The organism is Sneathiella sp. HT1-7 (genome assembly GCF_020731145.1).
Classification (GTDB): Bacteria; Pseudomonadota; Alphaproteobacteria; order Sneathiellales; family Sneathiellaceae; genus Sneathiella.
The window spans coordinates 773,733-799,909 of sequence record NZ_JAJFZN010000002.1 but is presented as its reverse complement, the minus strand read 5'-3'; the positions used below and the strand labels follow the sequence as shown (position 1 = coordinate 799,909).

The window sequence follows — 26,177 nt, the reverse complement described above, 5'->3', positions numbered from 1 at the left end:
TTTACAACCATTAAAGGTGTCACCCCGCGTGAAGTCAAGGTAATTTGACACCAGCCTATGATAGAATATGATATTAACCATAAAAAATCCCGCCGGGTGAAGGGCGGGCTTTTTTATGGTTGAAGCTGGCTTAGCGCTTGAGCTGATCCACGTCGCGGACGGCGCCGCGCGCGGCGCTGGTGGTGAGCGCAGCATAGGCCCGTAGCGCGGTGGTAATCTTGCGGGCACGCGGTGCGGTCGGTGCCCATCCGGCATCGCCTTTCGCATCCATCTTGATCCGCCGGTCCGCCATTTCCTCATCGGAAATTCGCAGGTTTATGGTCCGGTTCGGGATGTCGATATCGATGATATCCCCTTCCTCCACCAAGCCGATCGCCCCGCCTTCCGCCGCTTCCGGAGAGACATGGCCGATAGAGAGGCCGGACGTGCCGCCGGAAAAACGTCCGTCGGTCAGCAACGCGCATTGCTTGCCGAGGCCCTTCGATTTGAGGTAGGAGGTCGGGTACAGCATTTCCTGCATACCTGGGCCGCCCTTCGGCCCTTCATAGACGATAACCACAACATCGCCCGCCTTGATCTCATCACCAAGGATGCCCTCAACCGCCGCGTCCTGACTTTCGAAAACACGGACCGGACCGGAGAAAACAAGACTGCCCTCATCAACACCCGCTGTCTTGACTATACAACCATCCAGCGCAATATTCCCGTAAAGAACGGCAAGCCCGCCATCCTGTGAATAGGCATGCTCCTTCGCACGGATACAACCATTTTCCCGGTCTACATCAAGGCTGGGATAGCGCTTAGACTGGCTGAACGCCTCCGTCGTGCGGACCCCGCCGGGGCCGGCGCGGTAAAACTCCTGCACTGTGTTACTGCGGGTTTTGACAACATCCCAAAGCTCAATCGCCTCCGCCATTGTCGGCGAATGCACCGTCGGCACATCGGTATGCAAAAGCTCTGCCCGGGACAGCTCCCCCAACAGGCCCATGATCCCGCCAGCGCGATGCACATCCTCCATATGATAGGTTTGGATACTTGGCGCGACTTTACATAGATGCGGCACACCACGGCTTAGGCGGTCAATATCCTCCATCTTGAAATCGACCTCCCCTTCCTGCGCGGCAGCAAGAAGATGAAGGACGGTATTGGTCGAACCGCCCATGGCGATATCCAGCGTCATTGCATTTTCGAACGCCTCGAAACTGGCGATTTCGCGCGGCAGCAAGCCCGGTTCATCCATTTCATAGTGGCGGCGCGTAATATCAACAATGGTCCGCGCCGCATCAAGAAAGAGCTGCTTGCGGTCCGCATGGGTCGCGAGCATGCTACCGTTCCCGGGAAGCGCAAGGCCAAGTGCTTCTGTCAGGCAGTTCATGGAGTTGGCAGTGAACATGCCCGAGCAGGACCCGCAGGTCGGACAGGCAGAGCGTTCTACTTCCGCAACTTCCGCATCGCTCACATTCGGATCCGCCGCCTGGATCATCGCATCAATGAGATCAAGGCCGATTTCCTTGCCGTCGGCCATTCCCTTCCCGGCCTCCATCGGGCCGCCGGAAACGAACACCACCGGGATATTCAGCCGCATCGCCGCCATTAACATACCGGGTGTGATCTTGTCACAGTTGGAAATGCAGACTAACGCATCGGCGCAATGGCCATTGACCATATATTCCACGGCATCGGCGATCACCTCCCGCGACGGCAGGCTGTAAAGCATTCCGTCATGGCCCATTGCGATCCCGTCATCGACAGCGATGGTGTTGAATTCCTTGGCAACACCACCGCATTTTTCGATTTCCCGCGCAACCATCTGGCCGAGGTCCTTCAGATGCACATGACCGGGCACAAACTGGGTGAAGCTGTTGGCAATCGCGATAATCGGCTTGTCGAAATCGCCGTCCGTCATGCCGGTGGCGCGCCAGAGCGCGCGGGCACCTGCCATGTTACGTCCCTGCGTGGTGGTCTTCGATCGATACTGGGGCATATTCTTCTCTTTCTTGAAATCTATTCCCTCTAGTTAATACGATCGGCGAGCAAGGACAAGCGCAAGCCCGGATTTACAAGGGTCACAAGGATATTTTTCACGCAAATACTCCTTATACTTGTTTATAATATTTTATTTACTATTTTTAAGATTATTTACTTCTTAAACCAAGAGGCGTTGAAACAATGCAATGCGAAGGAATAACGCGCGCCGGGCAGCGCTGTCGAAATAACGCCCTGGATGATGAAATCTTCTGCGAGATACATATGCGGGTCAACCGCACCTATAACCTCGCCCTGCTGGTCCCGTTTCTGACCACGCTGTTGCTCTGCTATTTCTTTGTCTTCGGGTTATTTTTTGAAACGCTGCACTACGGCGTGTTCGACATCCAGTATCTGAAGTTTGCAGGGCTTGATGATTTTTTCATCAGCGCACTCAGGAACGGCGGTGTGTTGACGGTTATTATCCTGAAATCCTGGATTTTTTATACGATTATTCTTGCCGTTATTTTCGGTATCTGGCTTTTGATCAAGGTCACTTTGTCCACCTCGCACAAGCATCTGAAACCCGTCCGGCGACTCAAAATCATCGGCCTCAGCCTCGGAATTTTCATCCTAAACGTCCTGCATATGTTCGTGTTCCTCCTGCCCAAGCGCAACCGCAAGAACCCGTCCCAAATTCTAATCGGGAGGGAGCATCTGGCACTTTCCCTTCATCGCCATAAGAAAGCGCTCCACCCGGCCGCCGGTCCCGAAGCGGTCAATACTGCGCGCACCGTCTATCGCCGGTTTCTGGCAGTGTGTACTTTCAACAATCACCGTTTCTTCGTGACCATCCTGCTTCTCGTACTGGCCTCCACCGGCTCAATCCTCTATGCTGGTCATCAGGCGCAGGATTTACGCGAATGTATCATCATGGTGGCCGACAAGAAGATCGTCCCTGCCGCAACAGAGACTGAAACTCTCTATCCGGCACTTAATATTTCAAACCTTTGTCATAGCGATTTGGCCGACTTACCCGAAGAGGTCGACGTGTCGAAAAAATTCCAACGCAGCCTGACCAATTTTTTCAGCTTCCCTGTCGTGCAGTTGAACCAGAAAGATAGCGCGGAGCCGGTTCTCTACCTTGGTTCGACCTCCCGGTTTGAGCTGTTCTTTAACGGCAGCACCCGCCTGCCCTTCGCCGTGCCGGTGCAAAATCTCGGGCCCCTCTATGAGCAGGACCGGGGCGAGAAAGAAATCAATTTTGCCGAAATTGAGAGCAAGATCGATACAGTCGAAAAGCTGGCGCGGGCAAACTCCGAAGATATCGCAACCCTCACCAAGTCAACACAGCAACGCGAACAGACTGACACTGCGAACCTCAAATTGAAACTCGACTCACTGGAACGGAGCGCCGCAAAATCCGAGATGGCGCTCAACACGCTTGAAAAAAGCCTCGGCCGGATCTCTTACGCGCTTAACGAAGTGGAACTCGATCACACTAAACGCATTGTGGCCACCATACCAGACTACTGCTGGAATCAATCTCCGCATATGGTGGTCACCTTCAAAATCGGCTCCACAGCCGTTTCCGGCGCGAAAACAAAAAAGCTGATCCGCGAACTCGCGGGTCGCTATCTTGACAGCGGTGCCCATTTCATTGTCATTTCGGGTCATTCAGACCCCAGCGGTTCAAGCTTTGATAATTATCGCCTGTCCCGCCAGCGCGCGGCAGCGGTAACCGACCTGATGACGGATGTCGGCCTCAACAAGACCGCGCTCTATATGATAGGCCGGGGCGAGGATACCAGTAATAACCTGCCCCAACGACGGGTGGAAATCAGGGATTGCTCACGTCGAGGGTAAAACCCTCGGCGGTCAACTCACCTGTTTTTCCTTGTCCGACCAATAGGGCTTGCGCAGCTCGGTTTTTAGGATTTTCCCAGCCCCGGAAAGAGGCAGCGGGTCTTCCACAAAACCGATGCTGCGCGGGCATTTAAAACCGGCGATCAGGGTATGACTGAACTCGATGATCTCGGCATCCGTCGCCTCCTGCCCCTCATGCAGGCGGACGATGGCATGGACCTGCTCACCCCAGGTTTCATGCGGGATGCCGATCACCGCGCATTCAGCGACCGCCGGATGCTGATAGACCGCATTTTCCACCTCAGCAGAATAGACATTCTCCCCGCCGGAGATGATCATGTCCTTCACCCGGTCAACAATATAGACAAAACCCTGCTCATCCATATAGCCACCGTCGCCGGAATGCATCCAGCCACCGCGAAGCGCTTCCGCTGTTTGTTCGGGCTTGTTCCAATATCCAAGCATGACATTGGCGCCGCGCACGCAAACCTGCCCGACGGTGCCATAGGGCACCTCTTCATCGTTGGCATCCAGGATCCGTACCTCGCTGGAATAGACCGCCCGGCCCGCCGATTTGAAGCGCCCCGCATTCGGCCCCTCCAGCACATGGAATTCAGGCCCGGTAAAAGTGACCAGCGGTGCACATTCGGTCTGGCCATAGGCATGGGTAAAGCCCGCGTCAGGCAAAACTTCCAGCGCCTTCTTGATGACCGCTTCCGGCATGGGCGACGCGCCATAAATAATATCTTTCAGGCTCGACATGTCATAGTTAGGAAGCGCCGGGTCATTGACCACCATATTGACCATTGTCGGTACCAGCAGCGTGTTGGTGATTTTGTATTTCTCCACTGCCTCCATTGTGCCCTGCGGCGTAAACCCCGGAATAAAGACATGCGTGCCCAGGCCCATGGTCGTCCCGAAGACCGCAGCGCCATCGGCGATATGAAACATCGGCGCCACATGCAGCCATCGGGCGTTTTCCTCGAAACTGAAGCAAGGCATTGCGTTCAACGTATTGACAACAAAGTTCGTGTGGCTCAGCATCACCCCCTTGGAGACGCCTGTCGTCCCGCCGGTATAGAAAAGCCCGGCAATGTCGTCGTAGCCTCGCCCCGCGTCCGCTACCGGTTCATGGCGCTCAATCAGGGCTTCGTAGTTAAGCATCCCTTCCGGCGTATCCCCATCACCGATATAGATAATTTCCCGCAGGCTCGCGACCCGCTTTTTCAGCTCTGGCACAGCCGGTGCAAAAGCATCATCGACGAGCAGCACTTCCGAGCCGGAATCATCCAGCCAGTAGGCAAATTCCGGCACCGCGAGGCGCGTATTGACCGGAACGAACACCCCCCCCGCCCATGGTGTCGCATAATAGAACTCCAGATATCGGTCGGAGTTATGGGCAAGAATGGCCACCCGCTCCCCCTTTGTAATCCCTAGTTCGCGTAGCGCACCTGCAAATTTCTGCACCCGCCCCCCAAATTCACTATAGGTCCTCTCCCGACCGGCGCAAATTGTGGCTAGGCAATCACCCTTGGTCTGGACGGCCCGTGACAATAACTGTGATATAAACATTCCCTGCTCCCTTTTTATTTTTCGAAGTATTAGAGAATTCGGGAGGAAGGTAAAGAGAAAGGATGCCATCGCAGGAAATGGGCGAATACATTGCATATTGCCCACCGCCGAAACTTGCGCCATTGTGGTTTTGGCAGAAATCTAACAATAAAGGGCCGCATGTCTGAAATCACCCTGACAGAAGCACGAGACTTCTTCGACAACAGCTTCGCCGACTGGATCAAGGATCTGGACATCACCATCACCGACATTACGAAGGACAGCGCAACGATGCGCATTCCGGCAACTGACAGGATCAATCGCCTCGGCGGAATGATCTGCGGTCAGGCGATCATGGCGCTTGCCGATACGGCAATGGTCTTTGCTGTCGCCGCCAATGCGGGATCATTTGTCTCCATGACCTCGGTCAATATGCAGACGACCTTCCTGCGTCCGGCGGAAGGGGAAGAACTTTACGCCGTGGCGCAAATCGTGAAATCTGGAAAGCGGCTCGTTTATGGGGATGTGAATTTACATATGGGAGATGCGGCAAAACCGGTCGCCCATGTGACGACCAGCGTCATGCTGCTATAACGCGTCGGTTATTTCTTCAGGAATGATCCCTGCCGATGATCATCGATCAATCGGTCGGATAGTTTCGGCGACGCCAGTCGGATCCGCTGTCTCTGCGGGGCTTCCCCGGTGTCATAAATATCTTCATTATCCTGAAAGCTTGGTGGAACGCGAACGAATTCTTCCGTATCCGCGCCGTAACTCTCCCGCGCCGGACGATAGCCCCGCGACAACAGAGAGTGATAATGCCAGGCGTTATAGACGAAAATAAAGACCGGCATGGAAAAGCCAAGCGTCGCCAAATTGACCAGCGACATGCCGACAAAGCCGAGAATATGGCCCCGGTACAGTGCCGGGAACGGCCCGAAAAACAAGCACGTCCAAGAGATCCCCGTATAGGCAATCGCCCGCTTACGGGTCTGCGACTCGATCATCGGAATGGCGTAGGCCATTTTTTGCCTCCAAAGCAGAAGTTCTGCCGTCACCCCGATCCATAATTGTCGCCCTGATCGGTGTGTTTCGGCGCTTTTCTCCTGCGACAAGAGGTAGCAAGAATTTCTTTACAAAGTCTTGCTATCTGTCTGCATTTTTACGAAAACTTTATCGTCCGGTCGCCCGGAAAATCATTTCTCGTTTAAATACAACATCTTATAAAAGCCCGTCGAAATTATGACATTTTCGGGGAGTTTTCGAGGATATGGCAGCCCCTGCCTATTCATAGCCGGGAGGTGGCGTAAAGCCGCCAAACGCCTCCTCAATCAGCTGACACAGCTTGAGGGAGGTTTTATCCTCACCATAGGCCGCGACAGCCTGCAACCCGACGGGAAGACCGGCTGGCGTAATTCCGGCCGGCACAACGGTGGAGGGCAGGTCGACCATATTCGGGTAGCCCGCCCAAAACATCTGATCCGTGCTCGGCTGCAGATTGCCATTGATATCAATCATCCGATCCTGCCGCTCTCCCTTCTGGTTTTGTGGGAAGGCGGGCCCGGCGGCGGCGGGGCAGATAAGGATATCCCATTCCTCAAAGAACGACGCCCATTTCCGCGCCATCAAATGCCGCTCGTTATTGATGCGTAACCATTCCTTATGCGGCAGTGTCCCCGCCCGCGCCATCAGGGTGAGATAGCTTTTATCGTCAGGATCGGCTTCGGCAACGATTTTACGGAACCGTTCCTGTTGCTCATCGGAAAGCGCGCCGGAGGTTGCCGCCCGCAGCAGCAGGATATAGGTCTCATAGGCCGCAGCAATCGGGATATCCGGCCGCGCGGTGCGGCTCACGCGGGCACCCGCCGCCTCCAGCTTGTCGGCAATGCCATTTAACGCCGCCTGATAGTCATTGTCCACATCGAAGCCCTCCGCACTTGTCATCACGGCAACGCGGAAGTCTTTAAGGTGCCGATGACGCGCGGGCTTCAGATCAAGGGCCCATGCCGAATTCTGCGGGCTTCCCGCCCCCGCCATCACATCAAGCGCGATCTCCAGGTCGAACGCGGAGCGAGCAAGTGGCCCTAGCACGGCTATATCGCTGTCGGCGACAATCCCCGGTGGCTTCTGGCCGTGCCCCGGAATAACGCCGTAGGTCGGCTTATGGCCACACACACCACAATAATGGGCGGGATTACGGATGGACGCACCAATGTCAGAGCCGGTCTCGATCCCGGAAAGCCCCGCTGCCAGCGCCGCCGCCGAGCCGCCCGAGGACCCCCCCGGTGTCAGGCTCATATCCCAAGGGTTGTTCGTTGTACCGTAGATATCGTTAAAGCTCTGCCAGTCGGCGAGCATGAAGGGCACATTGGTCTTGCCAAAGATATTCGCGCCCGAATCGAGGAGCCTCTGCACACTTAAGGCATTCTTCTCCGGGAAATGATCCTTCCACGCCGGATTGCCCCATGTGGATGGACTGCCGACAAGGTTATAGCTTTCCTTGATCGTCATCGGCACCCCATGCAGCGGGCCGAGCCGGTCGCCTCTGCTGCGCGCCGCGTCTGCGTCCCGCGCCCGTTTCCGCGCGCCCACCTCATCCATCCAGATCACGGCATTGAGATCGCCGTTATATTTTCCGATCCGCGCAAGATAGTGATCGAGCAACTCCTCCGCCCCGATTTCCCCTTGAGCGATTTTCGCCGCCTGTTCATGGGCGGACGCAAAATGAATATCTGTCATGGATATGTTCCCTCTTTGCTGACGCCGGGTATTCCCGGTTTTTCATTTCCTGAAATTATAAGTTGAAGTGTAAGTCCATTTTCCCTCCTGTCTCAACGACAAAGTGAAAAGCCTGCATTGACATGCGCATTTCCCTCGCTACAAAAAGCAGATAGTATGACGTTTTTGTTGCAATGCCAGAGTAAGATTGATCGCCATGTCCCCTTCTCCTTCTCCCGCGAAGACACCGCTGCGCAACCGCGTTGTCCTGATGATCGTCTGTACGCTGTTGGCCGTGCTCCTACTCGCGTCCAACTTGACTGAATTTTATAATGGCATCTGGAAAAGCCTTGATACGCGGGTATTCCGCAGCCTGAACAGCACGGTGACGCCAGATGGGTACCTCACCCAGTTCTGGGCCTGGACGAACAGCAAGACCTTCGATCAGGGAACCTTTGTCGCCATGCTGCTTATCTGTGTTTACATAGTGCTATCAACGGAGCGGAAAGACCGGATAGAGGTGATGGCCAAGATCGGATCGATCACCTTTCTGATACTGATTGCCTTGCTAGTGTCAAAAAAGGGGGTTGGCGAGTTTATTCACCCAAGCCCCGGTCTCGCCCTCACCCCGTTTAACAACATAAATGACTATATCACCGGCTATACGGTCAAAACTTCGACCGACAACTCCTTCCCCGGCGATCATGCCATGACCAGCGCATTGTTTGCGGGCGGGGTTATTATGCTGTTTCGGAATCGTCCCTATATCGCCACATTAAGCATTCTGCTGATGGTATTCGTCAGCGTCCCACGCCTCGCGGGTGGCGGACACTGGTTTACCGACGTGATCGTCGGTGGCGGTGCGGCCTGCCTGATCCTGCTGCCGTGGCTGAAAATCTGCCCGCTTGTCCGCTGGATAGACAGCCTTCTTAACTGGGGATGGAGAAAAGTCCCTGCCTTTATGCAGAGTTGGGCCGGACGCCCGTAAGCGTCCGATAAGCCCTAAAGTTCCGCGAGGCGGGCCGCCGCGTCATTCAACTTGGCGAGTTGGGTTTCAGCATCCGCAAGCTTCGCCTTCTCCCCCTCGACGACATCAGCCGGGGCATTGGCGACGAACTTCTCATTGCCGAGCTTCTTATTGAGGCCCGTCATATAGCCAGAAAGCTTGCCGATCTCTTTTTGAAGCCGTGCTTTTTCCGCATCCAGATCCATCGCGCCCGCGAGCGGGAGGATAACCGTCGCGCCCTTATGCACGAACTGGAGTGCGCCTTTCGGCACCTCGGCATCGGTCTCATAAGACTCCAGCCGCGCCATGCGAGCGATGATGTTCCAATGCTTTTCAAGCCGCGCCTTGTCGTCCGCGCTGCCGTCATTGAAGATGAGCGGGATTTTCGCGCCCGCCGGGACGTTCATTTCGCTGCGCACACCGCGGATGCCGGTGATCAGCTCCTGCACCCAGTCCATTTCCTCACTGGCTGACGCATTGACGGCGTCCGCCGGATAGACGGGCCAGTCGGCGACAATCAGGTCGCTGCTCCGCTCTGCGGCCACACTGCCCCAAAGTTCCTCGGTGACGAAGGGCATGAAGGGATGCAGGATTTTCAGGATCTGGTCGAACGCCCAGGCGGCCGTTGCCTGTGTCTCCGCCTTGTCATCCCCCTGGAAGGGCAGCTTCGCGAATTCGAGATACCAGTCGCAGAAGACATTCCAGGTGAAGGCATAGATGGCGTTGGACGCATCGTTAAAACGATAGCTTTCAAGCGCGGCACGCACTGCCGCCTCACATTTGACCGTCTCGCCGACAATCCATTGATTGATGGTTTCCTTGACCGTAAAGGGATCGAAGCCGTCCGGCACCTTGCACTCATTCATCTCGCAGAAGCGTGCCGCATTCCATAGCTTGGTCGCAAAATTGCGGTACCCCTCGACCCGCTGTTCGGAGAGGCGGACATCGCGGCCCTGCGCCGCACTGGTGGAGAGGAAGAACCGCAGCGCATCGGCGCCGTATTTATCCATCAGCTCCAGCGGATCGACCACATTGCCCTTGGATTTCGACATCTTCGCACCATGTTCGTCACGGACCAGCGCATGAATATAGACCGTGTGGAACGGCACCTCGTCCATGAAATGCAGGCCCATCATCATCATCCGGGCGACCCAGAAGAAGATGATATCGAAGCCGGTGACCAGCACATCCGTCGGATAGTATCGCGCAAGTTCCGGCGTCTTGTCGGGCCAGCCGAGAGTCGAGAACGGCCAGAGCGCGGAGGAGAACCAGGTGTCCAACACGTCCGTATCGCGGGTGATTTCCTCTTTCTTGCCGTAATGCGCTTCGGCGGCGGCAAAGGCCGCCTCTTCCGTTTCCTCAACGAAGATCATCCCGTCCGGGCCAAACCAGGCGGGAATACGATGGCCCCACCAGAGCTGACGCGAGATGCACCAGGGCTGGATATTGCGCATCCAGTCGTAATAGGTGTTCGTCCATTTCTCGGGCACAAATTTCGTCTTGCCGCTTTCCACCGCGCGAATGGCGGGCTGGGCCAGCGTTGCTGCATCGGCGAACCACTGATCGGTGAGCAAGGGCTCAATGATCACACCGGAGCGGTCGCCATAAGGCACCGTATGCGGATGATCATCGATCTTTTCGAGAAGCCCGAGGTTTTCCATCTCGGCGACGACTTTCTTGCGCGCCTCGAACCGTTCCATGCCCCGATAGGCTTCGGGCACCGTGTCGTTCAGATGCGCGTTCTCGTCCATGATATTGATGACATCGAGACCGGCTCGCTTGCCAACCTCAAAGTCGTTGAAATCATGGGCAGGCGTGATTTTCACCGCGCCGGACCCCTGTTCCGGGTCCGCATAGTCATCGGCGACAATCGGGATACGCCGCCCAACGATTGGCAGGATGGCAAACTTGCCGACAAGATCCTTGTAACGCTCATCCTCCGGGTGAACCGCAATGCCCGTATCGCCAAGCATGGTTTCGGGGCGTGTGGTCGCAACGGTGATAAAGCGCCCCTCTTCCCCCTCGACCGGATAGCGGAAGTGCCACATATGGCCGTTGACTTCCTTCTGCTCAACCTCAAGGTCGGAAATCGCCGTATGGAATTTCGGGTCCCAGTTGACCAGCCGCTTGTCGCGATAGATCAGGCCTTCCTTATAGAGCTGGACGAACACCTTGCGCACGGCCTTGGAGAGGCCTTCATCCATGGTGAAGCGTTCGCGATCCCAGTCACAGGTCGCGCCAAGGCGCTGAAGCTGTTCGAAAATCTGGCCCCCGGACTGGTCTTTCCATTCCCAGACCTTGTCGATGAATTTCTCGCGGCCGAGATCATGGCGGGTCATCCCCTGTTCGCCAAGCTGGCGCTCCACGACCATCTGGGTGGCGATACCGGCGTGGTCCATGCCCGGCTGCCAGAGCGTATCCTTGCCCCGCATCCGCTCGAACCGGATCAGCACATCCTGCAACGTGTTATTGAGCGCATGGCCCATATGCAGGCTGCCCGTCACGTTCGGCGGCGGGATCACAATCGTGTAGCTATCGTCGGATTTGGCGCGGCCGCAAGCAAACGCCCCTTGCTCCATCCATTTTGAATAGAGCTTTCCTTCGACCTCATCGGGTCGATAAGACTTGTCCAGCATTGCTGAACCTTTCTTTATTTATTCTTCGGCAAAAAATTCGGGAGTAATATAGTCGGCTCACATCCCGGGAGGAAGGACTTTATTCGTCGTCATCCGCCCGGTCCGCGAGCTTGCTCACTTCGCGCTCGACAATGCGCTGCACGATCTGAGGGAGGTTGTGATCGAGCCAGTCCTTCAATATCGGACGAAGCATATCTTTGACCATGTCTTCCAAAGTTGCATTTTTACCCATTTGCAATCCTCGTGATGAAGCAACAGCACCGGCCAGGCTGGCGAAGGCGGTCGTCGTTGCGGCGATGGTGGGGTCAGCCAACAGGCTGTTTGTTGTGATGGTGGGCGCTTCTTCCGCCACATCGTTTTCAGGTTCAGCTTCTTCCTCAGCCTCAAATGCGACTTCGGGTTCCGCCTCTTCTTCCACCTCAGCCTCTTCTTCGGCTTCAGCTTCCGGCTCATCAAAAGCCTCAACATCAAGTTCGACTTCTTCCTCGACTTCCTCGTCAAGGGTGAGAATGTCTTCTTCCTCGACCTCGTCCGTCAATTCCAAAAAATCATCCTCAGCGTCAGCTTCGGCTTCCGGCTCAGGTTCTGGTTCCGGTTCGGGCTCTGGATCAGCTTCGGCCATTGCTTCCGGTTCGGCTTCTGTCTCTGCGTCCGCAGCAGTATCAAGCTCGATGGCCTCTTCCCCTTCGTCAGCGCCAGCCTCGGCTGCGGCGGCGCCCTCCTCCTGGCCTTCTTCGTCTCCATCTTCGGAGATGATACGGCGGATGGAGGCAAGAATCTCTTCCATCGTCGGTTCTTGTTCTGTCGTTGGATCGCTCATAGTCAATTCACCATTGAATCCGGGGGCCTAGTTCACGACGAGCATGCACCTCATCGATATTCATCGCTCATTCAGTCAACTATGGCCGGTTTAATTTAATTATTTCTTAATCCAATCCACCATCTGTCCCGAACCACTTATTCCGAACCCTGTCGTAGTTCGTTGTCGGATCATAGTAGTCAACATCAAGATTTAGATCCCGCGCATTCAGCTTACCGATCGCGGAAAGGACCGTATAAATAGCCACATACTGGTCACGTCGCGCCGTTACAAGATCGACCTTGCTCTGGAGGAGCTCCTGCTCCGCGTTCAACACGTCCAGCGTGGTGCGGGATCCAACCTGGGCTTCCTGTTCAACACCTTCCAGCGCAATGGTGTTGGCACGAACCGCCTCTTCATTCGCGCCGATCCGTGACCGGGACGTTTCCAACAGCTCCCACGACTGAATAACAGATTCACGAACGAAACGAACTGTTTCTTCGATCTCCTGCATCCGCTGACTGTTTACCTGCCGGGCCTGACGGACCTGGCTGTAAACAGAGCCGGACTGATAAAGCGGCACGGTCAGAACGGCACCAACCCGGGCAGTATCCCCATTGGACCCTGAAAAAGATGTGTCCTTGCCCGACGTCAGGCTACCATTCACCTCAACAGACGGGAGCAGCTGTCCGGACGTTGCCCGGATGTCATAGCGGGAACTTTCCTCAAAAAATCTTGCGGCCTGGATATCCGGATGGTTATCAAGGGCGATCGCCAGTGCTGCCTCCTCCGACTCCGGGAAGTCGGCGGGTACCAAAGGGTCTTCAAGGCTCTCTGGCGGGCGACCGACAATCCTTTCAAAATTGGCCCGGGTGGACCGAAGGTTACCTTCGGCCTGAATCAGGTTTGAAATAGAGTCTGCCAGACGGGCTTCGGATTGCGCCACGTCCGTCCGGGTGATTTCACCAACCTGGAAGCGGTCATTCGCCGCCTCGAGCTGACGGCGCAGCACCACATTATTGTTGCGATTCAACTCGACCAGCGCCTCATCACGCAGGACGTTCATATAAGCCTCGACCGCGGACTGGAAGACGTTCTGCTCCGTCGAGAGCAATCCCGCCCGTGCGGCCAGCACACCGGCTTCCGCAGATTGCGTGGACGCAACAGTCTGCCCGCCCGTATATATGGGCTGAGATACGATTAAGGAAGCCTCGCGCGGATTGGAGTCCTTGTCGAGAGTTGAACTCATGGAATTTGACGACGTATGCTGTGCGGCGACTTCGCCGGTTGCATAGACTTCGGGGCGCCAGCCGGACAAAGCCTGCGGCACATTTTCATCAACCCCGCGCACATTGGCCCGCTCCGCCAGCAGGCTCGGATTATTCTGATAAGTTGATGCCAGTGCATCGCGCAGCGTTTCAGCATTCACCAGAGTGGCTGGCATCGTAACGGCTAATACGGATGCAACGGTCAAAGCTACTTTTTTCATCAAACTTGCCTCTCGAACCCAAAATCAGGCCGCTTATAAATTAACCATAGCCGAATTTAGTCCCGATACCGGTTTCAATCAACAATTTTAAGTAAATCGTTTAAATGAAACCTGATATATGGACCGATCAGCGTTGCGTCTATGCCACCGTTATTCCCGGTAAGCATGACAAAATTGTGGCCATGCCCTCTCGATCAAAACTCGAAGGAGGTGGCACTCATCAGATCCGGCAGGGCCGGAACCGACGCATCAAACGCCGCCCGCGGAAAAAACCTGTCTCCCTGACGACGGTATATAGTTGCAACACCCGGGTTTGAGCCGAGCACACAGACCAGCCTGCCACCTTCGGCGAGTTGGTCCAGCAAGCTTTGTGGCGCACTCGAAATCGCGCCATTGATATGAATGACGTTATAGGGCCCCTGCTTGGCGTTCCCATCGACCAGCGCCCCTTCAACAACAGCGACATTGTCACATTCCAGCCGACTCAGGGTTTCGCTAGCGGTTTCCACCAGTGCCGGATCACTCTCGATTGCGACCACAGCTTGCGCTAGAAACCCGAGAACGGCAGAAGAATATCCCGTGCCACACCCGATATCGAGCACGACATCCGTGGACTGAATATCGGCTTCCTGCAGGAGACGTCCGAAAACCCTCGGCTCAACAATAAATCGGCCCGGAGCAACTTCCAGATCTTCATCCAGATAGGCCACACCGCGCAGTTCTTTTGGCACGAACTCCTCGCGTGGGACCGTATCCATAGCCTCAGCCACCCGATCGTTTGTTACCCGGTTCGGCCGTAATTGACTGAGCACCATATGATGGCGCGCTTCCGCGAATTTTTCAGAGATCATGTTTTCCGATCACCCCCTAATGGAACTTTCCGTGGTTATACTGAATTACCGCCCTCTTGCGCAAGCCATAAGGTAACCACGGCAAGCTTCCTCATATTATTCGGCGCGCCTTAAAATTTTATTGATCCGGTCCGGAAAATTCAAAATTGGGCAAGGAACGGAACGCTTCCCGCAAGGCATCGCCCCACCCGGTGGAAATCTGGTTGAAATAGGGATCATCCAGCGGGATACGCCGTTCCTTCCCAATCTTGAAGCTATCATTCTCATAGACCTGAAGGTCGAGCGGCAGGCCAACCGAAAGATTGGCCTTTATGGTCGAATCAAAGGACACCAGCATCAGCTTGACCGCCTCTTCAAAACTCATGTCCGGATCATAGGCCCGGACGAGGATCGGTCGACCGTATTTGGTTTCGCCAATCTGGAAGAATGGAGTCTCGGCAGAGGCCTCGATAAAGTTACCTTCCGGGTAGATGAGAAACAGGCGTGGCTCGCTCCCCTTGATCTGCCCACCGAGGATCAGGGTTGCATTGAAAGCGGAATCCGCTTCCTGCCCTTCTATGGTAGCCCCGTGAATTTCCCCGCGAATGGTTTCACCGACCAGACGGGCGACCTGAAACATGGACGGCGCCTCCAATATTGACGGATTACGATCCTCCGGCGCCTTTGAGCGTTCGTCAAGCGTGCTGATGATGGCCTGTGTCGTCGCAAGATTGCCCGCGGTCATCATGGTAATAACGCGCTCTCCGGGGATGACCCAGCTATGCATTTTCTTGAAGACAGAAACATTATCGACACCCGCATTCGTGCGAGTGTCCGACATAAAAACGAGGCCCTTATTGAGCCTCAATCCAATACAATATGTCATTCTGGTTCTCTATTCCCTAACCCTGGAATCCCTTACTGTTGCACCTGTAAGGTTACGTCCATATGTTCACCGCCCGCGCCCATCCGCAAGCCTGAAATCGGCGCCGCGTCCTTGTAATCCAGCCCGGTCGCAACCCGAATATAGCGATCATCCGGCGAAATCCCGTTGGAGACATCAAACCCCACCCAGCCGAGATCGGGCAGATAGGCTTCAGCCCAGGCGTGGGTTGCGTCCTGCTCAATGCGATCATCCATCATCAGATAGCCGCTAACGTACCGGGCGGGAAATCCCATCTGCCGAACCGCCGTGACAAAGATATGTGCATGATCCTGGCACACGCCACTGGCGGAGGTCAGCGCTTCCTCGGCAGTGGTTTCAGAGTGGGTTTCGCCTGTCTGATAGGGCACCACCTCACCAATAAGGCGCGAGAGCGTATGCATCATGGTCACTTCTGTTTCATGATCCTTACCTAGCCGCTTGATCAAATTCTGTATCTGGCTTCCCGGCTGTGTCAGAGGTGTTGATCGGAGGAAAAACCACAGCGGCGCAAAGCCATTATTCTGCCCGATGACACCATGCAGATTGGTCGTATCGACCTCCCCTTCACAGAGGATGGAAACCTCTTTTTCACCAGGGTTGATATTGACGAGCATGACATTGTTATTGAACTGATCATCAAATTCCAGTTCCTTCACGCCACCATTCACCGTCACATCCCAATAGACCACATTCTGACCAACACCGGATTTCGGCAAAAGCCGGAGCTGCTGCAACGCATAATGCACAGGCTCCTCGAAATAGTATTTGGTAGAATGCGAAATTTTCAGAATCATATAGTCATCCGATAAAGCGATAATCCTGTTCAATCTGACTGCCCAGCGCCATGTTGTCCTGGATGAAAGCCGTGATAAATTCGTGCAATCCCTCATCAACGATGGAATTGATTGTGCTGCTTTTTAATCTGTCAAGTATAGGGGTCGCCATCTCGTGGCTTTGAAGCCGGAGGCCGTAATCATCGGCGAGATAGCCAAGATTATCAACTATTTTCGCATAGCAGAAGGTTAATGACCGAGGCAGCCGCCGGTCGAGAATGATAAATTCGGCAATGCTTATCGGGTTGATTTCCCCGGGGTTGAGCCAACGGAAGGCCCGCTGCGCGGAGACAGAACGCAGGATCGATTCCCACTGCACATTATCAAGTGAGGAACCGATGAAGGAGGCAGAGGGCAGCAAGACGTAATATTTCACGTCAAGGATTCGCGCCGTATTGTCCGCCCGCTCCAGAAAGGTGCCGAGACGGGCAAAGTTGAAAATATCATTACGCAGCATCGTCCCATGCAGCGCGCCGCGCACGAGCGCACTTTGCTGACGGATCGTGGCCAGCACTTCCGGCAAGTCTCGCTGTGACACTGGTTGGGCGAGAAGGTCCTTCAGCGTGATCCAGCATTCATTCGTCGCTTCCCACACCTCGCGGGTGAGCGCCGTGCGGACCATCCGGGCATTGTTGCGGGCGCCTTCAATAACAGACCAGACGCTGGATGAATTACTTTTGTCACGGAGCAGAAAATCGATCACATTGCTGGCGGTAAACTGGTCATACTTGGCCCTGTAAGCGTCTGTCACCCCTGTGGCGGCAACCACGGATGACCATTCATTTTCCGCCGCCGTGGATCGCGTCAGGGCAATATGAAACCCCGCGTCAAGCATCCGGGCCGTGTTCTCGCTGCGTTCGAGAAAGCGGAACATCCAGAACAGCCCCCCTGCGGTTTTGCCTAGCATTGCCCGATCACTCCTCCAACACCCATGTGTCTTTTGTACCGCCGCCCTGGCTTGAATTCACGACAAGCGACCCGGCCTTCAACGCCACACGCGTCAGGCCTCCGGGCGTGATATTCACGCTGCGCGGGGACACAAGAACGAAGGGGCGCAAATCCACATGCCTCGGCGCGAGACCTTTTTTGGTCAGGATCGGCACCGTGGAAAGGGCAAGAGTTGGCTGCGCAATATAATTTCCGGGCTTAGCTTTCAGTTTTCGGCGGAAAGCGGAAATTTCCCGCTTGCTCGCCGCCGGGCCGACCAGCATACCATAGCCACCGGAACCATGTACTTCCTTCACCACCAGCTCTTCCAGATTATCAAGGACGTAAGAGAGTGCCTCCGGCTCTGCGCAGCGCCATGTCGGCACATTCTTCAATATCGCGCTTTCGCCGGTGTAGAATTCAACAATCTCCGGAATATAGGAATAAATCGCCTTATCATCGGCAATGCCGGTGCCCGGCGCATTCGCAATCGTAATCCCGCCCGCCCGATAGACATCCATAATCCCGGCAACGCCTAGCTGTGATCCGGGATTGAAGTTCAATGGATCAAGATATTCGTCATCAACCCGGCGATATAGCACATCGATCGGGTCAAAGCCCTGCGTCGTTCGCATGGCAACACGCCCGTCAATTACGCGCAGATCATGACCTTCCACCAGCTCTGCGCCCATCTGATCGGCCAGAAACGAATGTTCGAAATAGGCGGAGTTATGAATGCCGGGAGTCAGCACAGCAATAACCGGTTTGCCGTCACAGGCCGGCGGCGCGCAGTCGCCAAGGGAGCGGCGCAGGTTTTTCGGGTAATTGCTAACCGACCGGACTCGCACCTGCGAGAACAGCTCGGGAAACATATGCAGCATCGTTTCGCGGTTTTCCAGCATATAGGACACGCCGGAGGGGGTGCGCGCGTTGTCCTCAAGGACGTAGAACTCATCCTCTCCCGTCCTGACAAGGTCGGTGCCGACGATATGCGTATAAACATTTCCTGGTGGCGAGACGCCAATCATTTGCGGAAGAAAAGCGTCATTATTGGCGATCAGCTCTTTCGGAATACGCCCTGCCCGGAGGATTTCCTGCCGGTGGTAGATATCATGGAGAAAGGCATTGATCGCCCGCACCCGCTGTTCTATGCCCCGCTCCAGCCGAGCCCATTCCCGCGCCGATATGACCCGGGGAATAACATCAAACGGGATCAGCCGTTCTGCGGCCTCTTCGCGTCCATAAACATTGAAGGTGATGCCGGTGCGGCGGAAGAATGTTTCTGCGTCGGTTGACTTTCGGCGGAGCCGTGCCGGGTCTTCACTCGACAGCCATTTCTGGTATTCTTCATAGGGATAGCGAACGTCGCCCGCCTCCCCATTCATTTCATCGAAAACAGTCTGGGTCTTCTCCATAAGAATAGAGTAGAGAATTTATGCTGCGGTGCAACTACAAAATGAAGGGACCTATGCTAATCTTCACAGAGAGGCAAAAGCTGTCCTAGTCATTCTCCTGATCAGATGGCCCCTCCGGCCCGCCGGTTGAAATTTGAGTCAGAACCTTTTGAAGCAGCGCCTCCGTCTTACGCCGCACTGTCGGGGTCATATTCTTCAAATCGATATCCAAACGAATATTTTGCAGTTCTTCAAGAGTGGTTACCCCCTCTCCTGACGCTGTATCACTTTCTGCCATCGCGACATAGGTGTTGATCGGAAGATGGAACCCCTTGACCGTGATTTCCTTCCGCTTGCCGCAAACGACATCATCCTTCACATTGGCATAGGTTTCATGGGAAATGCGGATTTCCCCCGTCGCCGCGGTCGATTCCAGGCGGGAGGCAAGATTGACGCCGTTGCCTATGGCCGTGTAATCCATCCGTTCGCTGCTGCCGAAATTGCCGACCGTGCAATAGCCGGTGTTGATCCCCACCCGGCATTGTAATGGTTTCTCGATGCCCATTTCAGACCAAAGCTCGTTCAACTCCTCCAACCTCTTTTTCATCGCCAGCGCCATCTTCACACAAGCGATGGCATCTTCCTTCACGCCCTTGCTTTCCGGATCGCCGAAAAAGATAACGATGGCGTCGCCGACGAATTTATCGATGGTCGCCCCGTATTCGAGTGCAATCTCCGACATCTCGGTCAGATACTGATTGAGGATGCGGGTCAGGTCCTCCGCCTCCATCTGCTCTGTTATTTCTGTAAAGCCGACAATATCGGAGAAAAATACCGTCAGCTTCTTACGCCGACTAGCAATGTCGCCGCTGTTGCGGCCCTCAAAAATAGAGGCATAAACCTGAGGCGAAAGATATTTCGCAAGCTGGTTGGAAAGCCGCTCCAGCGCCTGCGACTGCTCCGAGATTGCCTGCTCCTGCTGCTTGATCTGGGTGATATCGGAATAAACGGCAACGGTGCTGCCGTCCTCCGTCTTGCGTTCATTGATCAGGATCCAGCGATCATCGGCCCGCCGCTGCATATCTGTGTTGAGCCGCTTACGGTGATTTTGAAGGCGTTCACGCAGCCAGACCTCTTCCTGGTCCCACGCATCCTTGATCAGCCCCTGCTTCGTCGCCTGCCTCATAATTTCCTCGAAACCCTTGCCGATTTCGCTCTCGATAATCTTTTTCGGGAAGAACAGATCGCGATAAACGCTGTTGCAAACGACCAACTTGTCATTGGCATCATATAGTGAAAAACCTTCGGAGATATTCTCGATTGCGCTGATCAGGCGGCGACGACCCTCCTCTATCTCACGGTGATTAGACTCCTGTATCTCGATGGCCGTATCACGGAACACGGCGAGGGCATTGGCCATGTCCCCCACCTCGTCGTTCCGGCCACGATAGGGAATATCAACGCCAGTATCCCCTTCCGCCAGACTGGTCATCGCATCGGTTATATTTTCAAGCGGACGAATAATGCGCGGGCGGATATAAAACAGCATGACAAGGAGTGCGGTTGCGAGACTGGCTACCGCCACAAGCACCAAAAGATAGCGACCGAGCTCAATCACTTCGGCGGAATGCCCTTCAGCCGTGACACCGCGATCGCGCGCGGCGGCGACCAGTTTTGCGACCTCCGCCTGCAGACTTTCTGCATGTTCACGGCTGGCGGCCAGGGCCGACACGGCCCGCGCGCTGCTTTCCAGCTCCGCCTGATGTATTTCAAACAGGTTATTCTCCCCTGTCCCGATACTCAGCAAGCTCAGGGTAATATTCCGAAGTTCCGTCTTTTCCCGTGCGGTCCCGAGATCGGCCAGCATATCCTTGATCCGCGCCTCCGACGCCTCGAACCGCTCGGCAAAGGGGCCGATATTAGCAACATCCGGCACATTCGACATTTCTCCAAGAATGCTCGCCACCAGATTTCCCTCCGCCCGGAGCGACAACAGGAGATGCAGTGTGTTTGCGCCATCAAGAATAAGATCGCCAAGCTCGCTGCCCGACTGTCGGGTTTCACTCTGTGATCTTGTTTCAAGATTCTTCACCACATCGACCAGAGCATTTGAATAGACCGTGTGAAAGCTCTCATGGGCGAGCCTGAGGAGGTTTCCCTTCTGAACAAGCCTCGGTGAAAGCGTCGGACTTTGTCCCGGTGGCGTCTGCCAGAGTTCCTTCTCTTTCAGGATGAAAACATTATCGAGGCCCCGCCCAAAATCGAGGATATTCTGCGCAAGATCAACAAAGGCGGGCTCCCCCGTTTCCGCTGCCCATAGCGCGACATTTTCCTCAATCTCTGCCTCAAGCGCGCTGTAGCGTATCTGAAGAGGTCCGAAGCTGTCGAGATCGGGCGCCAGAATGACCGCCGATAGTACCCCTTCCAGTTCGTCTAGTGTCTCCCCGAACTTCAGAAACTCGCCAACCTTCTGGGTCGATTTTTCAATCAAATCCGCGATATAGACATTGCTCTTGGCAGAGAGCCATTCCCCTTGCATGACAAAATCAAACACCGCATCATCGATTAAAGGTTCCATCCGAAGCAGGAAAGTCTGGTGCAGGCGGGTGAGTTGCTCGGCACCCTCCTGCCGCTCCTCCCGCTCCGTCAGCCGGGTTTCCACTTCGTTTTTAAGGGTGCCAAGACTGAGCACAAGTTCATGCTCGATTTCCTTAAGCTTCCGCCAATTCTCCGACTCTCCAAAAACATCGCGCGATCGGTCGGTCAGTTCGGAGAGCCGAAAGGCCCGCTGGTTGAGCGCCTCGACGGTCTTTTTGTGATCATCCAGCGCTGTATTTGCCATCAAGTCCGGGGCAGAGGCGGCAATCTCTGCGCTGATCTGCGCGAGTTGCAACGCTACCTCAATCTCGGGGATGCTGCCGCGCGTAATTTTCTCGGTCGATTGCGACACATGATCGAAGGAATACCAGGCGATGACCCCGGCAACAACGCTCATCGCCGCGAGAAAGCCGAGCGCGAGGACTAGCTTGCCATTGATCTTAAGGCCGCGCACCTGATTGCTGTCTATACGTTGATCCGTCATTTTGTCATCCGATCAATGGCGCGGAAACTGCCATCACCGAGAATTTCGGTAAGAAACACTTTATCCAGTCCCTGATTATCGCCGGGACCGAAGATCAGTTCGAACCCATCGATATCGAAACGGCGGATTGATTTGACGGCGGCGAGAAATTTCTCCCGCGTCGGCTCCGGCCCGAGTTCCTCCAATACTGCCATCACAAACCGCCCGACCAGATATCCTTCCAACGAGACAAAACCGGGATCGAGTGCCGGATTATAGGCCGTCAGCGCCTTGCGATAGGCATCGACGACGGGAATAGTCCTGTCGTCAGGAAAAGGCACAACCTGTGTGACAAAAACGCCCCGGCCATCGCCATCAAGTTCCGCTGAGAGCGCTTTCGATCCAACAAAAGAGATATTCATGAAAATCACATTGAGGCCGAGATCACGCGCCAACCGGATAAAGGCCGCACTCGCCTTATAGGCGCCGATCATGGCAATGGCCTCCGGCTCACTGTCGCGGATCGAGAGTAGCGCCCGTTTCACCGCCGTGGTGTTGCGCATATAGCGCCCCTCCCCAACGATATCGAGACCCCGGCGCGCCAGCGCGTCCCGCACACCGGCGAGGCCCGCGCGGCCAAAGCTGTCATCCTGATAGAAGACCGCCACGCGTTTGATACCCAGATCCTCTGTCAGATGCTGGATCCATGCTTCCGTCTCCTGCTCGTAGGAAGCACGGAGATTGACCACATTAGACTGATCGGAATCCCGCAGGAATTTCGCGCCTGTGAACGGACCAATCAAGGGAACGTTCGCCGCCGCCGTAATCGGGGCAATGGCCTTGCTGGTGGGTGTTCCGACGCAGCCGACCAGCGCGAAAACCTTGTCATGACTGATCAGCCGATTGACATTCTCGATAGCCAAGGCGGGCTTGTATCCATCGTCATAGGAAAGCAGGCGGATCTTACGACCATGAATGCCCCCGTCACGATTTGCCTCCTCAAATGCGGCGAGGATGCCATCGCGCATCCCCTCTCCCAGTGCCGCTGATTGGCCCTCAAACGCAGCGCTCTGGCCAAACAGGATTTCGCCATTATGGATCCCCTCCGCAGCGCTAGCGGGCAGCAACGGTTGCAGTAATAAAAGAAGAACCAGGGAAAGGCGAAGGGTTGGAACTATACGAAGGAAGTTTGTCACCGGCACCAGATTTCCCCAGCGGGGTGCGCCCCCGACAGCACAAATTGAGTTTACAGGGCAAGGCCCCAACTTTGGCGGGCTATGCTACTCAATTCATGCGTCGAATAGAAGAAATTTCTGATTTATGTCTCTGCGAGCGCGGCAATATCCCCGATCACCCTCACCCGTGCGCGGATGGCATGGCCGGGAAGATAGGCGATGGGCAGGTCTTCCATCTCGATGGTTTTCAGCGTATCCGCTGCCGCGCCGGAGCTGATCGCCTTCTCCTCGGCGATCTTCAGGGCTTCCGCCAACGCCTCATCGCGGCTGAGCCCCTGAAACACTTGGTCCGCCTCGCCGCTGATCTGGGCGATGGCCGCCCCGACCGCATTGGCAACGGAGTAATTCTCGACATGATGCACCCGCGAAATACCCGGGATTTCGGTCGGGATCAGCGGTGCACCACCCCCTACCGCAATCAGCGGCACTTCCGTCGCCTCGGTCTTTATCCGGTCCACATTGCTGGCGATCCGCTCATGCACGATGGCGAGGATATCATCCACATAGCCGGCCTCGAGATCGGCAATTCTGGACGCGTCCCCGGCCTCCATCAACCCTTTGGAGACCGCCGCATCAGTGAGCGTCATCTGCGCGCCGCCAAAGACCCGCGCATCCTTCGTCAGGCGGAAGCCGACGCTATCCGGGCCGACATCCAGCGGATCGTCATGCACCCGCGTGCCGCCGCCGATGCCGATGGAAATAAGGTCCGGCATGCGAAACAGGGTACGGACCCCGCCGACGGTAACCGTGCTGTTGGCCTCCCGCGGGAAGCCGTTGACGAGGGAGCCGATATCCGTCGTTGTGCCGCCGACATCGCAGACGATGGCATTCTCGATTTTTGAGAGGAACGCTGCGCCGCGCATGCTGTTGGTCGCGCCCGACGCAAAGCAGTAGACCGGGAATTTCCGCGTCATTTCCGCGTTCGTCACCGTCCCGTCATTGAGCGCAATATAAAGCGGCGCAGTGATGCCAAGCTGCTCAAGCGCGTCCTGAAAGGCGCTGGTCGCCTCCTCCGCAAGATCCAGCAGTGCGGCATTGAGAAGCGTTGCATTTTCCCGTTCCAGCAGGCCAAGCCGACCAAGGCTGTGCGAGCAGGTCACCCGCACGCTGGGGCATTCAGCCTCAATAATTTCTCTTGCCCGTTCCTCGAACTCGGCATTGAGCGGCGAGAAAACCGCGCTGATCGCCACAGAAGTGATCCCCGCCTCCCGGATTTCACGGCCAACGCGCGCGAGTTCCTCCTCATCCAGCGGGACAATCTCCCGCCCGTCATATTCATGCCCGCCGCGCACCATGTAATAGCCACCGTTGGCGATCGCCGCCACATCCTCTGGCCAGTCGACAAAGGGCGGCAGGCTCGCCGACGCCGGCAAGGAAATCCGCACCGCGGCCACCTTGTTCAGTCGGCGCCGCTCGACCACGGCGTTCAGGAAATGCGTGGTCCCGACCGTCACCGAGCTCGCGTTCTTCGCCTCCGGCCCGACCAGCGAGATCAGGTCTTCCAGCGCCGTGGCGACACCCCCGGTCACGTCGCGTGTGGTCGGGGTCTTGACCGCGCCAACCACCTTGTCCTGATCGACCAGAACCGCGTCCGTATTGGTCCCACCAACATCAATGCCAATGCGTTGCATGAATTTAATTCCTTAAAATACTGATTTATAATCGAAATCGAACCCAAAGGCGCGCGGCCCAACAAGCTCAAGCCCACGCGGGGTCAGGAAGATATCCGGCGCGGGCAGCGCCAGAACCGTTACCCGCTGACCATAGCGAATGGTCTCTGTCGCGATCCCGTCCCCATTGACGCTGTCGACCACACAGATCAGGTCTGGCGTCATCACCACGGGCTCACCATTCTGCGATCCGACGGAAAATTCATTCTGGAAATCGAGGGTGAACTGCATGCCCTGATCCTCATCCATGCCTTCCAGCTCGGCCCGACCGCGCAGGAAGCCTTCCGTCGCGCGTCGCTCGATATCCGTAATCTTGCCCTTGAACAGCTTGAGCCCGGCGCAATTCTCGACGATCGCCGCCACTGGATCCGTATGATTTTTACGCGCCTCGAACACGGCGCGGCCGAGACTGATTGCCTTTGTTGTCGTGTGCAGCACGCCGAATTTCTTGACCTCGGCGCCGGAGCGCGGAGCCTTGCAGGTAGAGGCGGTAGATCCCATCTCGGTGCAGATCTTGCGACTGATCCGTTCCATCCATTTCCAGCTATCGGCCTTCTTGATCAGGATTTCATTGTCGCGCACATCCGCCATCGCCAGCGGGAAGCATTGCAACCCGGCTGCGGAGAAGCTGGTCATCTGGGCCTCCGGATAGGCCCGCCCCATGCTGTCTGCATCGATGGTCGGCAGGCCGGAAATGGCCGAGACCATGAGCGGCATCACGCCATTACCGCCGCCGATCTCCACCGGCATCACAGCGTCGAACTTGCGTCCGAGATAGTCTTCGAGAATGCGCAACGGCTTCAGGGAGTTTTCCGGATCGGCCAAGCGTTCCATGCCGACAACCGGCGCACCCTGTGTGGAAAGAACGGCGACCAGCGCGTCATCGGGCAAGGTCATCGGGTCTTTCAGGACAACTTTATGCCCCTGCTTGTACAGTTCCCGCACGTTCAGGAGGTTGAGGTAGGGCGAACCACCGCCGCCGGTCCCGAGGATCCAAGCGCCCAGCGCAAGCGCCTCGACTTCCTCGGCGGTGATATAGCGTTCTCCCGGCCCGAGCGGGCGTTCTTCGTCTTGCGCCCTGACGGCGGCACCTAACTGTTCAGCCATTTTCTTCTCACATGTTTCTTTCTGCATTGAGTGTTCAGCCTATCGCGAAGAAAACGTCGCTAAAATACGTACCGATACCTAGACTTGCCCACTCTCTTTAGGCTGGCGCAGGTCGATCAGCGCGATATAGTATGGCGGAAACGGTTGCGCCGCGCGAAAGAGGAA

Annotated in this window: 19 protein-coding genes and 1 pseudogene; 3 read left to right on the top strand and 17 right to left on the bottom strand. The window is 55.9% G+C overall.

Annotated features, from left to right (window positions below; all coding sequences use genetic code 11):
• Window positions 1–130: 130 nt before the first annotated feature.
• Window positions 131–1,984, bottom strand: coding sequence for a dihydroxy-acid dehydratase (ilvD, locus tag LKE13_RS09200; RefSeq protein WP_227950459.1), 1,854 nt, complete (start codon window positions 1,982–1,984; stop codon window positions 131–133).
• A gap of 185 nt (window positions 1,985–2,169) precedes the next feature.
• Between ilvD and LKE13_RS09195 the strand changes: the two genes are divergently transcribed.
• Window positions 2,170–3,831: an OmpA family protein gene (locus LKE13_RS09195; RefSeq protein ID WP_227950457.1), complete on the top strand. Its 1,662-nt coding sequence runs from the start codon at window positions 2,170–2,172 to the stop codon at window positions 3,829–3,831.
• Between the two features lie 12 nt (window positions 3,832–3,843).
• Here the strand turns inward: LKE13_RS09195 and LKE13_RS09190 are convergent, their stop codons facing one another.
• Window positions 3,844–5,403: a long-chain-fatty-acid--CoA ligase gene (locus LKE13_RS09190; RefSeq protein WP_227950455.1), complete on the bottom strand. Its 1,560-nt coding sequence runs from the start codon at window positions 5,401–5,403 to the stop codon at window positions 3,844–3,846.
• 159 nt (window positions 5,404–5,562) lie between these two features.
• Between LKE13_RS09190 and LKE13_RS09185 the strand changes: the two genes are divergently transcribed.
• Window positions 5,563–5,976 (top strand): PaaI family thioesterase, encoded by a 414-nt coding sequence (locus tag LKE13_RS09185; protein WP_227950453.1) that lies wholly within the window; start codon window positions 5,563–5,565, stop codon window positions 5,974–5,976.
• Between the two features lie 8 nt (window positions 5,977–5,984).
• Here LKE13_RS09185 and LKE13_RS09180 read toward each other — a convergent pair whose 3' ends face one another.
• Complete coding sequence (locus LKE13_RS09180; RefSeq protein ID WP_227950451.1) at window positions 5,985–6,407, bottom strand: hypothetical protein; 423 nt, start codon at window positions 6,405–6,407, stop codon at window positions 5,985–5,987.
• A gap of 259 nt (window positions 6,408–6,666) precedes the next feature.
• On the bottom strand, window positions 6,667–8,121 hold the full coding sequence (locus LKE13_RS09175) for an amidase (protein ID WP_227950449.1): 1,455 nt from the start codon (window positions 8,119–8,121) through the stop codon (window positions 6,667–6,669).
• A 196-nt stretch (window positions 8,122–8,317) separates the two neighbouring features.
• On the opposite strand from LKE13_RS09175, the gene LKE13_RS09170 reads away from it, so the two are divergent.
• Entirely contained in the window at window positions 8,318–9,088 is a 771-nt protein-coding gene (locus LKE13_RS09170; RefSeq protein WP_227950447.1) for a phosphatase PAP2 family protein, read from the top strand.
• A gap of 14 nt (window positions 9,089–9,102) precedes the next feature.
• Here the strand turns inward: LKE13_RS09170 and LKE13_RS09165 are convergent, their stop codons facing one another.
• The 13 genes and pseudogenes from LKE13_RS09165 to LKE13_RS09110 form a co-directional block, all read right to left on the bottom strand.
• The gene (locus LKE13_RS09165; protein WP_227950445.1) at window positions 9,103–11,742 is read right to left on the bottom strand and encodes a valine--tRNA ligase; all 2,640 of its coding nucleotides are present in this window, start codon (window positions 11,740–11,742) and stop codon (window positions 9,103–9,105) included.
• 79 nt (window positions 11,743–11,821) lie between these two features.
• Window positions 11,822–12,364 (bottom strand): DUF2497 domain-containing protein, encoded by a 543-nt coding sequence (locus LKE13_RS09160; protein ID WP_415776520.1) that lies wholly within the window; start codon window positions 12,362–12,364, stop codon window positions 11,822–11,824.
• Window positions 12,365–12,484: 120 nt separating this feature from the next.
• Window positions 12,485–12,562, bottom strand: a pseudogene (locus LKE13_RS18885) (DUF2497 domain-containing protein); the annotation flags it as partial.
• A gap of 106 nt (window positions 12,563–12,668) precedes the next feature.
• The gene (locus LKE13_RS09155; protein ID WP_227950440.1) at window positions 12,669–14,030 is read right to left on the bottom strand and encodes a TolC family outer membrane protein; all 1,362 of its coding nucleotides are present in this window, start codon (window positions 14,028–14,030) and stop codon (window positions 12,669–12,671) included.
• A gap of 194 nt (window positions 14,031–14,224) precedes the next feature.
• A complete protein-coding gene (locus tag LKE13_RS09150; RefSeq protein WP_227950438.1) occupies window positions 14,225–14,881 on the bottom strand; it encodes a protein-L-isoaspartate O-methyltransferase family protein in 657 nt (218 codons plus the stop codon).
• Between the two features lie 118 nt (window positions 14,882–14,999).
• On the bottom strand, window positions 15,000–15,746 hold the full coding sequence (locus LKE13_RS09145) for a proteasome-type protease (RefSeq protein WP_227950436.1): 747 nt from the start codon (window positions 15,744–15,746) through the stop codon (window positions 15,000–15,002).
• Window positions 15,747–15,778: 32 nt separating this feature from the next.
• Entirely contained in the window at window positions 15,779–16,579 is an 801-nt protein-coding gene (locus tag LKE13_RS09140) for a transglutaminase family protein (RefSeq protein WP_227950434.1), read from the bottom strand.
• Between the two features lie 4 nt (window positions 16,580–16,583).
• A complete protein-coding gene (locus LKE13_RS09135; RefSeq protein ID WP_227950432.1) occupies window positions 16,584–17,525 on the bottom strand; it encodes an alpha-E domain-containing protein in 942 nt (313 codons plus the stop codon).
• Window positions 17,526–17,532: 7 nt separating this feature from the next.
• Window positions 17,533–18,960 (bottom strand): circularly permuted type 2 ATP-grasp protein, encoded by a 1,428-nt coding sequence (locus LKE13_RS09130; RefSeq protein ID WP_227950430.1) that lies wholly within the window; start codon window positions 18,958–18,960, stop codon window positions 17,533–17,535.
• An 85-nt stretch (window positions 18,961–19,045) separates the two neighbouring features.
• Window positions 19,046–22,021 (bottom strand): adenylate/guanylate cyclase domain-containing protein, encoded by a 2,976-nt coding sequence (locus LKE13_RS09125; protein WP_227950428.1) that lies wholly within the window; start codon window positions 22,019–22,021, stop codon window positions 19,046–19,048.
• Window positions 22,018–23,196 carry an ABC transporter substrate-binding protein gene (locus tag LKE13_RS09120; protein WP_227950426.1) on the bottom strand — a complete coding sequence of 393 codons (1,179 nt, stop codon included), beginning with the start codon at window positions 23,194–23,196 and terminating at the stop codon, window positions 22,018–22,020. Before LKE13_RS09120 ends, LKE13_RS09125 begins: the two co-directional genes overlap by 4 nt.
• A 122-nt stretch (window positions 23,197–23,318) precedes the next feature.
• On the bottom strand, window positions 23,319–24,866 hold the full coding sequence (locus LKE13_RS09115; protein ID WP_227950424.1) for a hydantoinase/oxoprolinase family protein: 1,548 nt from the start codon (window positions 24,864–24,866) through the stop codon (window positions 23,319–23,321).
• 12 nt (window positions 24,867–24,878) lie between these two features.
• The gene (locus LKE13_RS09110) at window positions 24,879–26,012 is read right to left on the bottom strand and encodes a DUF917 domain-containing protein (RefSeq protein WP_227950422.1); all 1,134 of its coding nucleotides are present in this window, start codon (window positions 26,010–26,012) and stop codon (window positions 24,879–24,881) included.
• Window positions 26,013–26,177 lie beyond the last annotated feature (165 nt).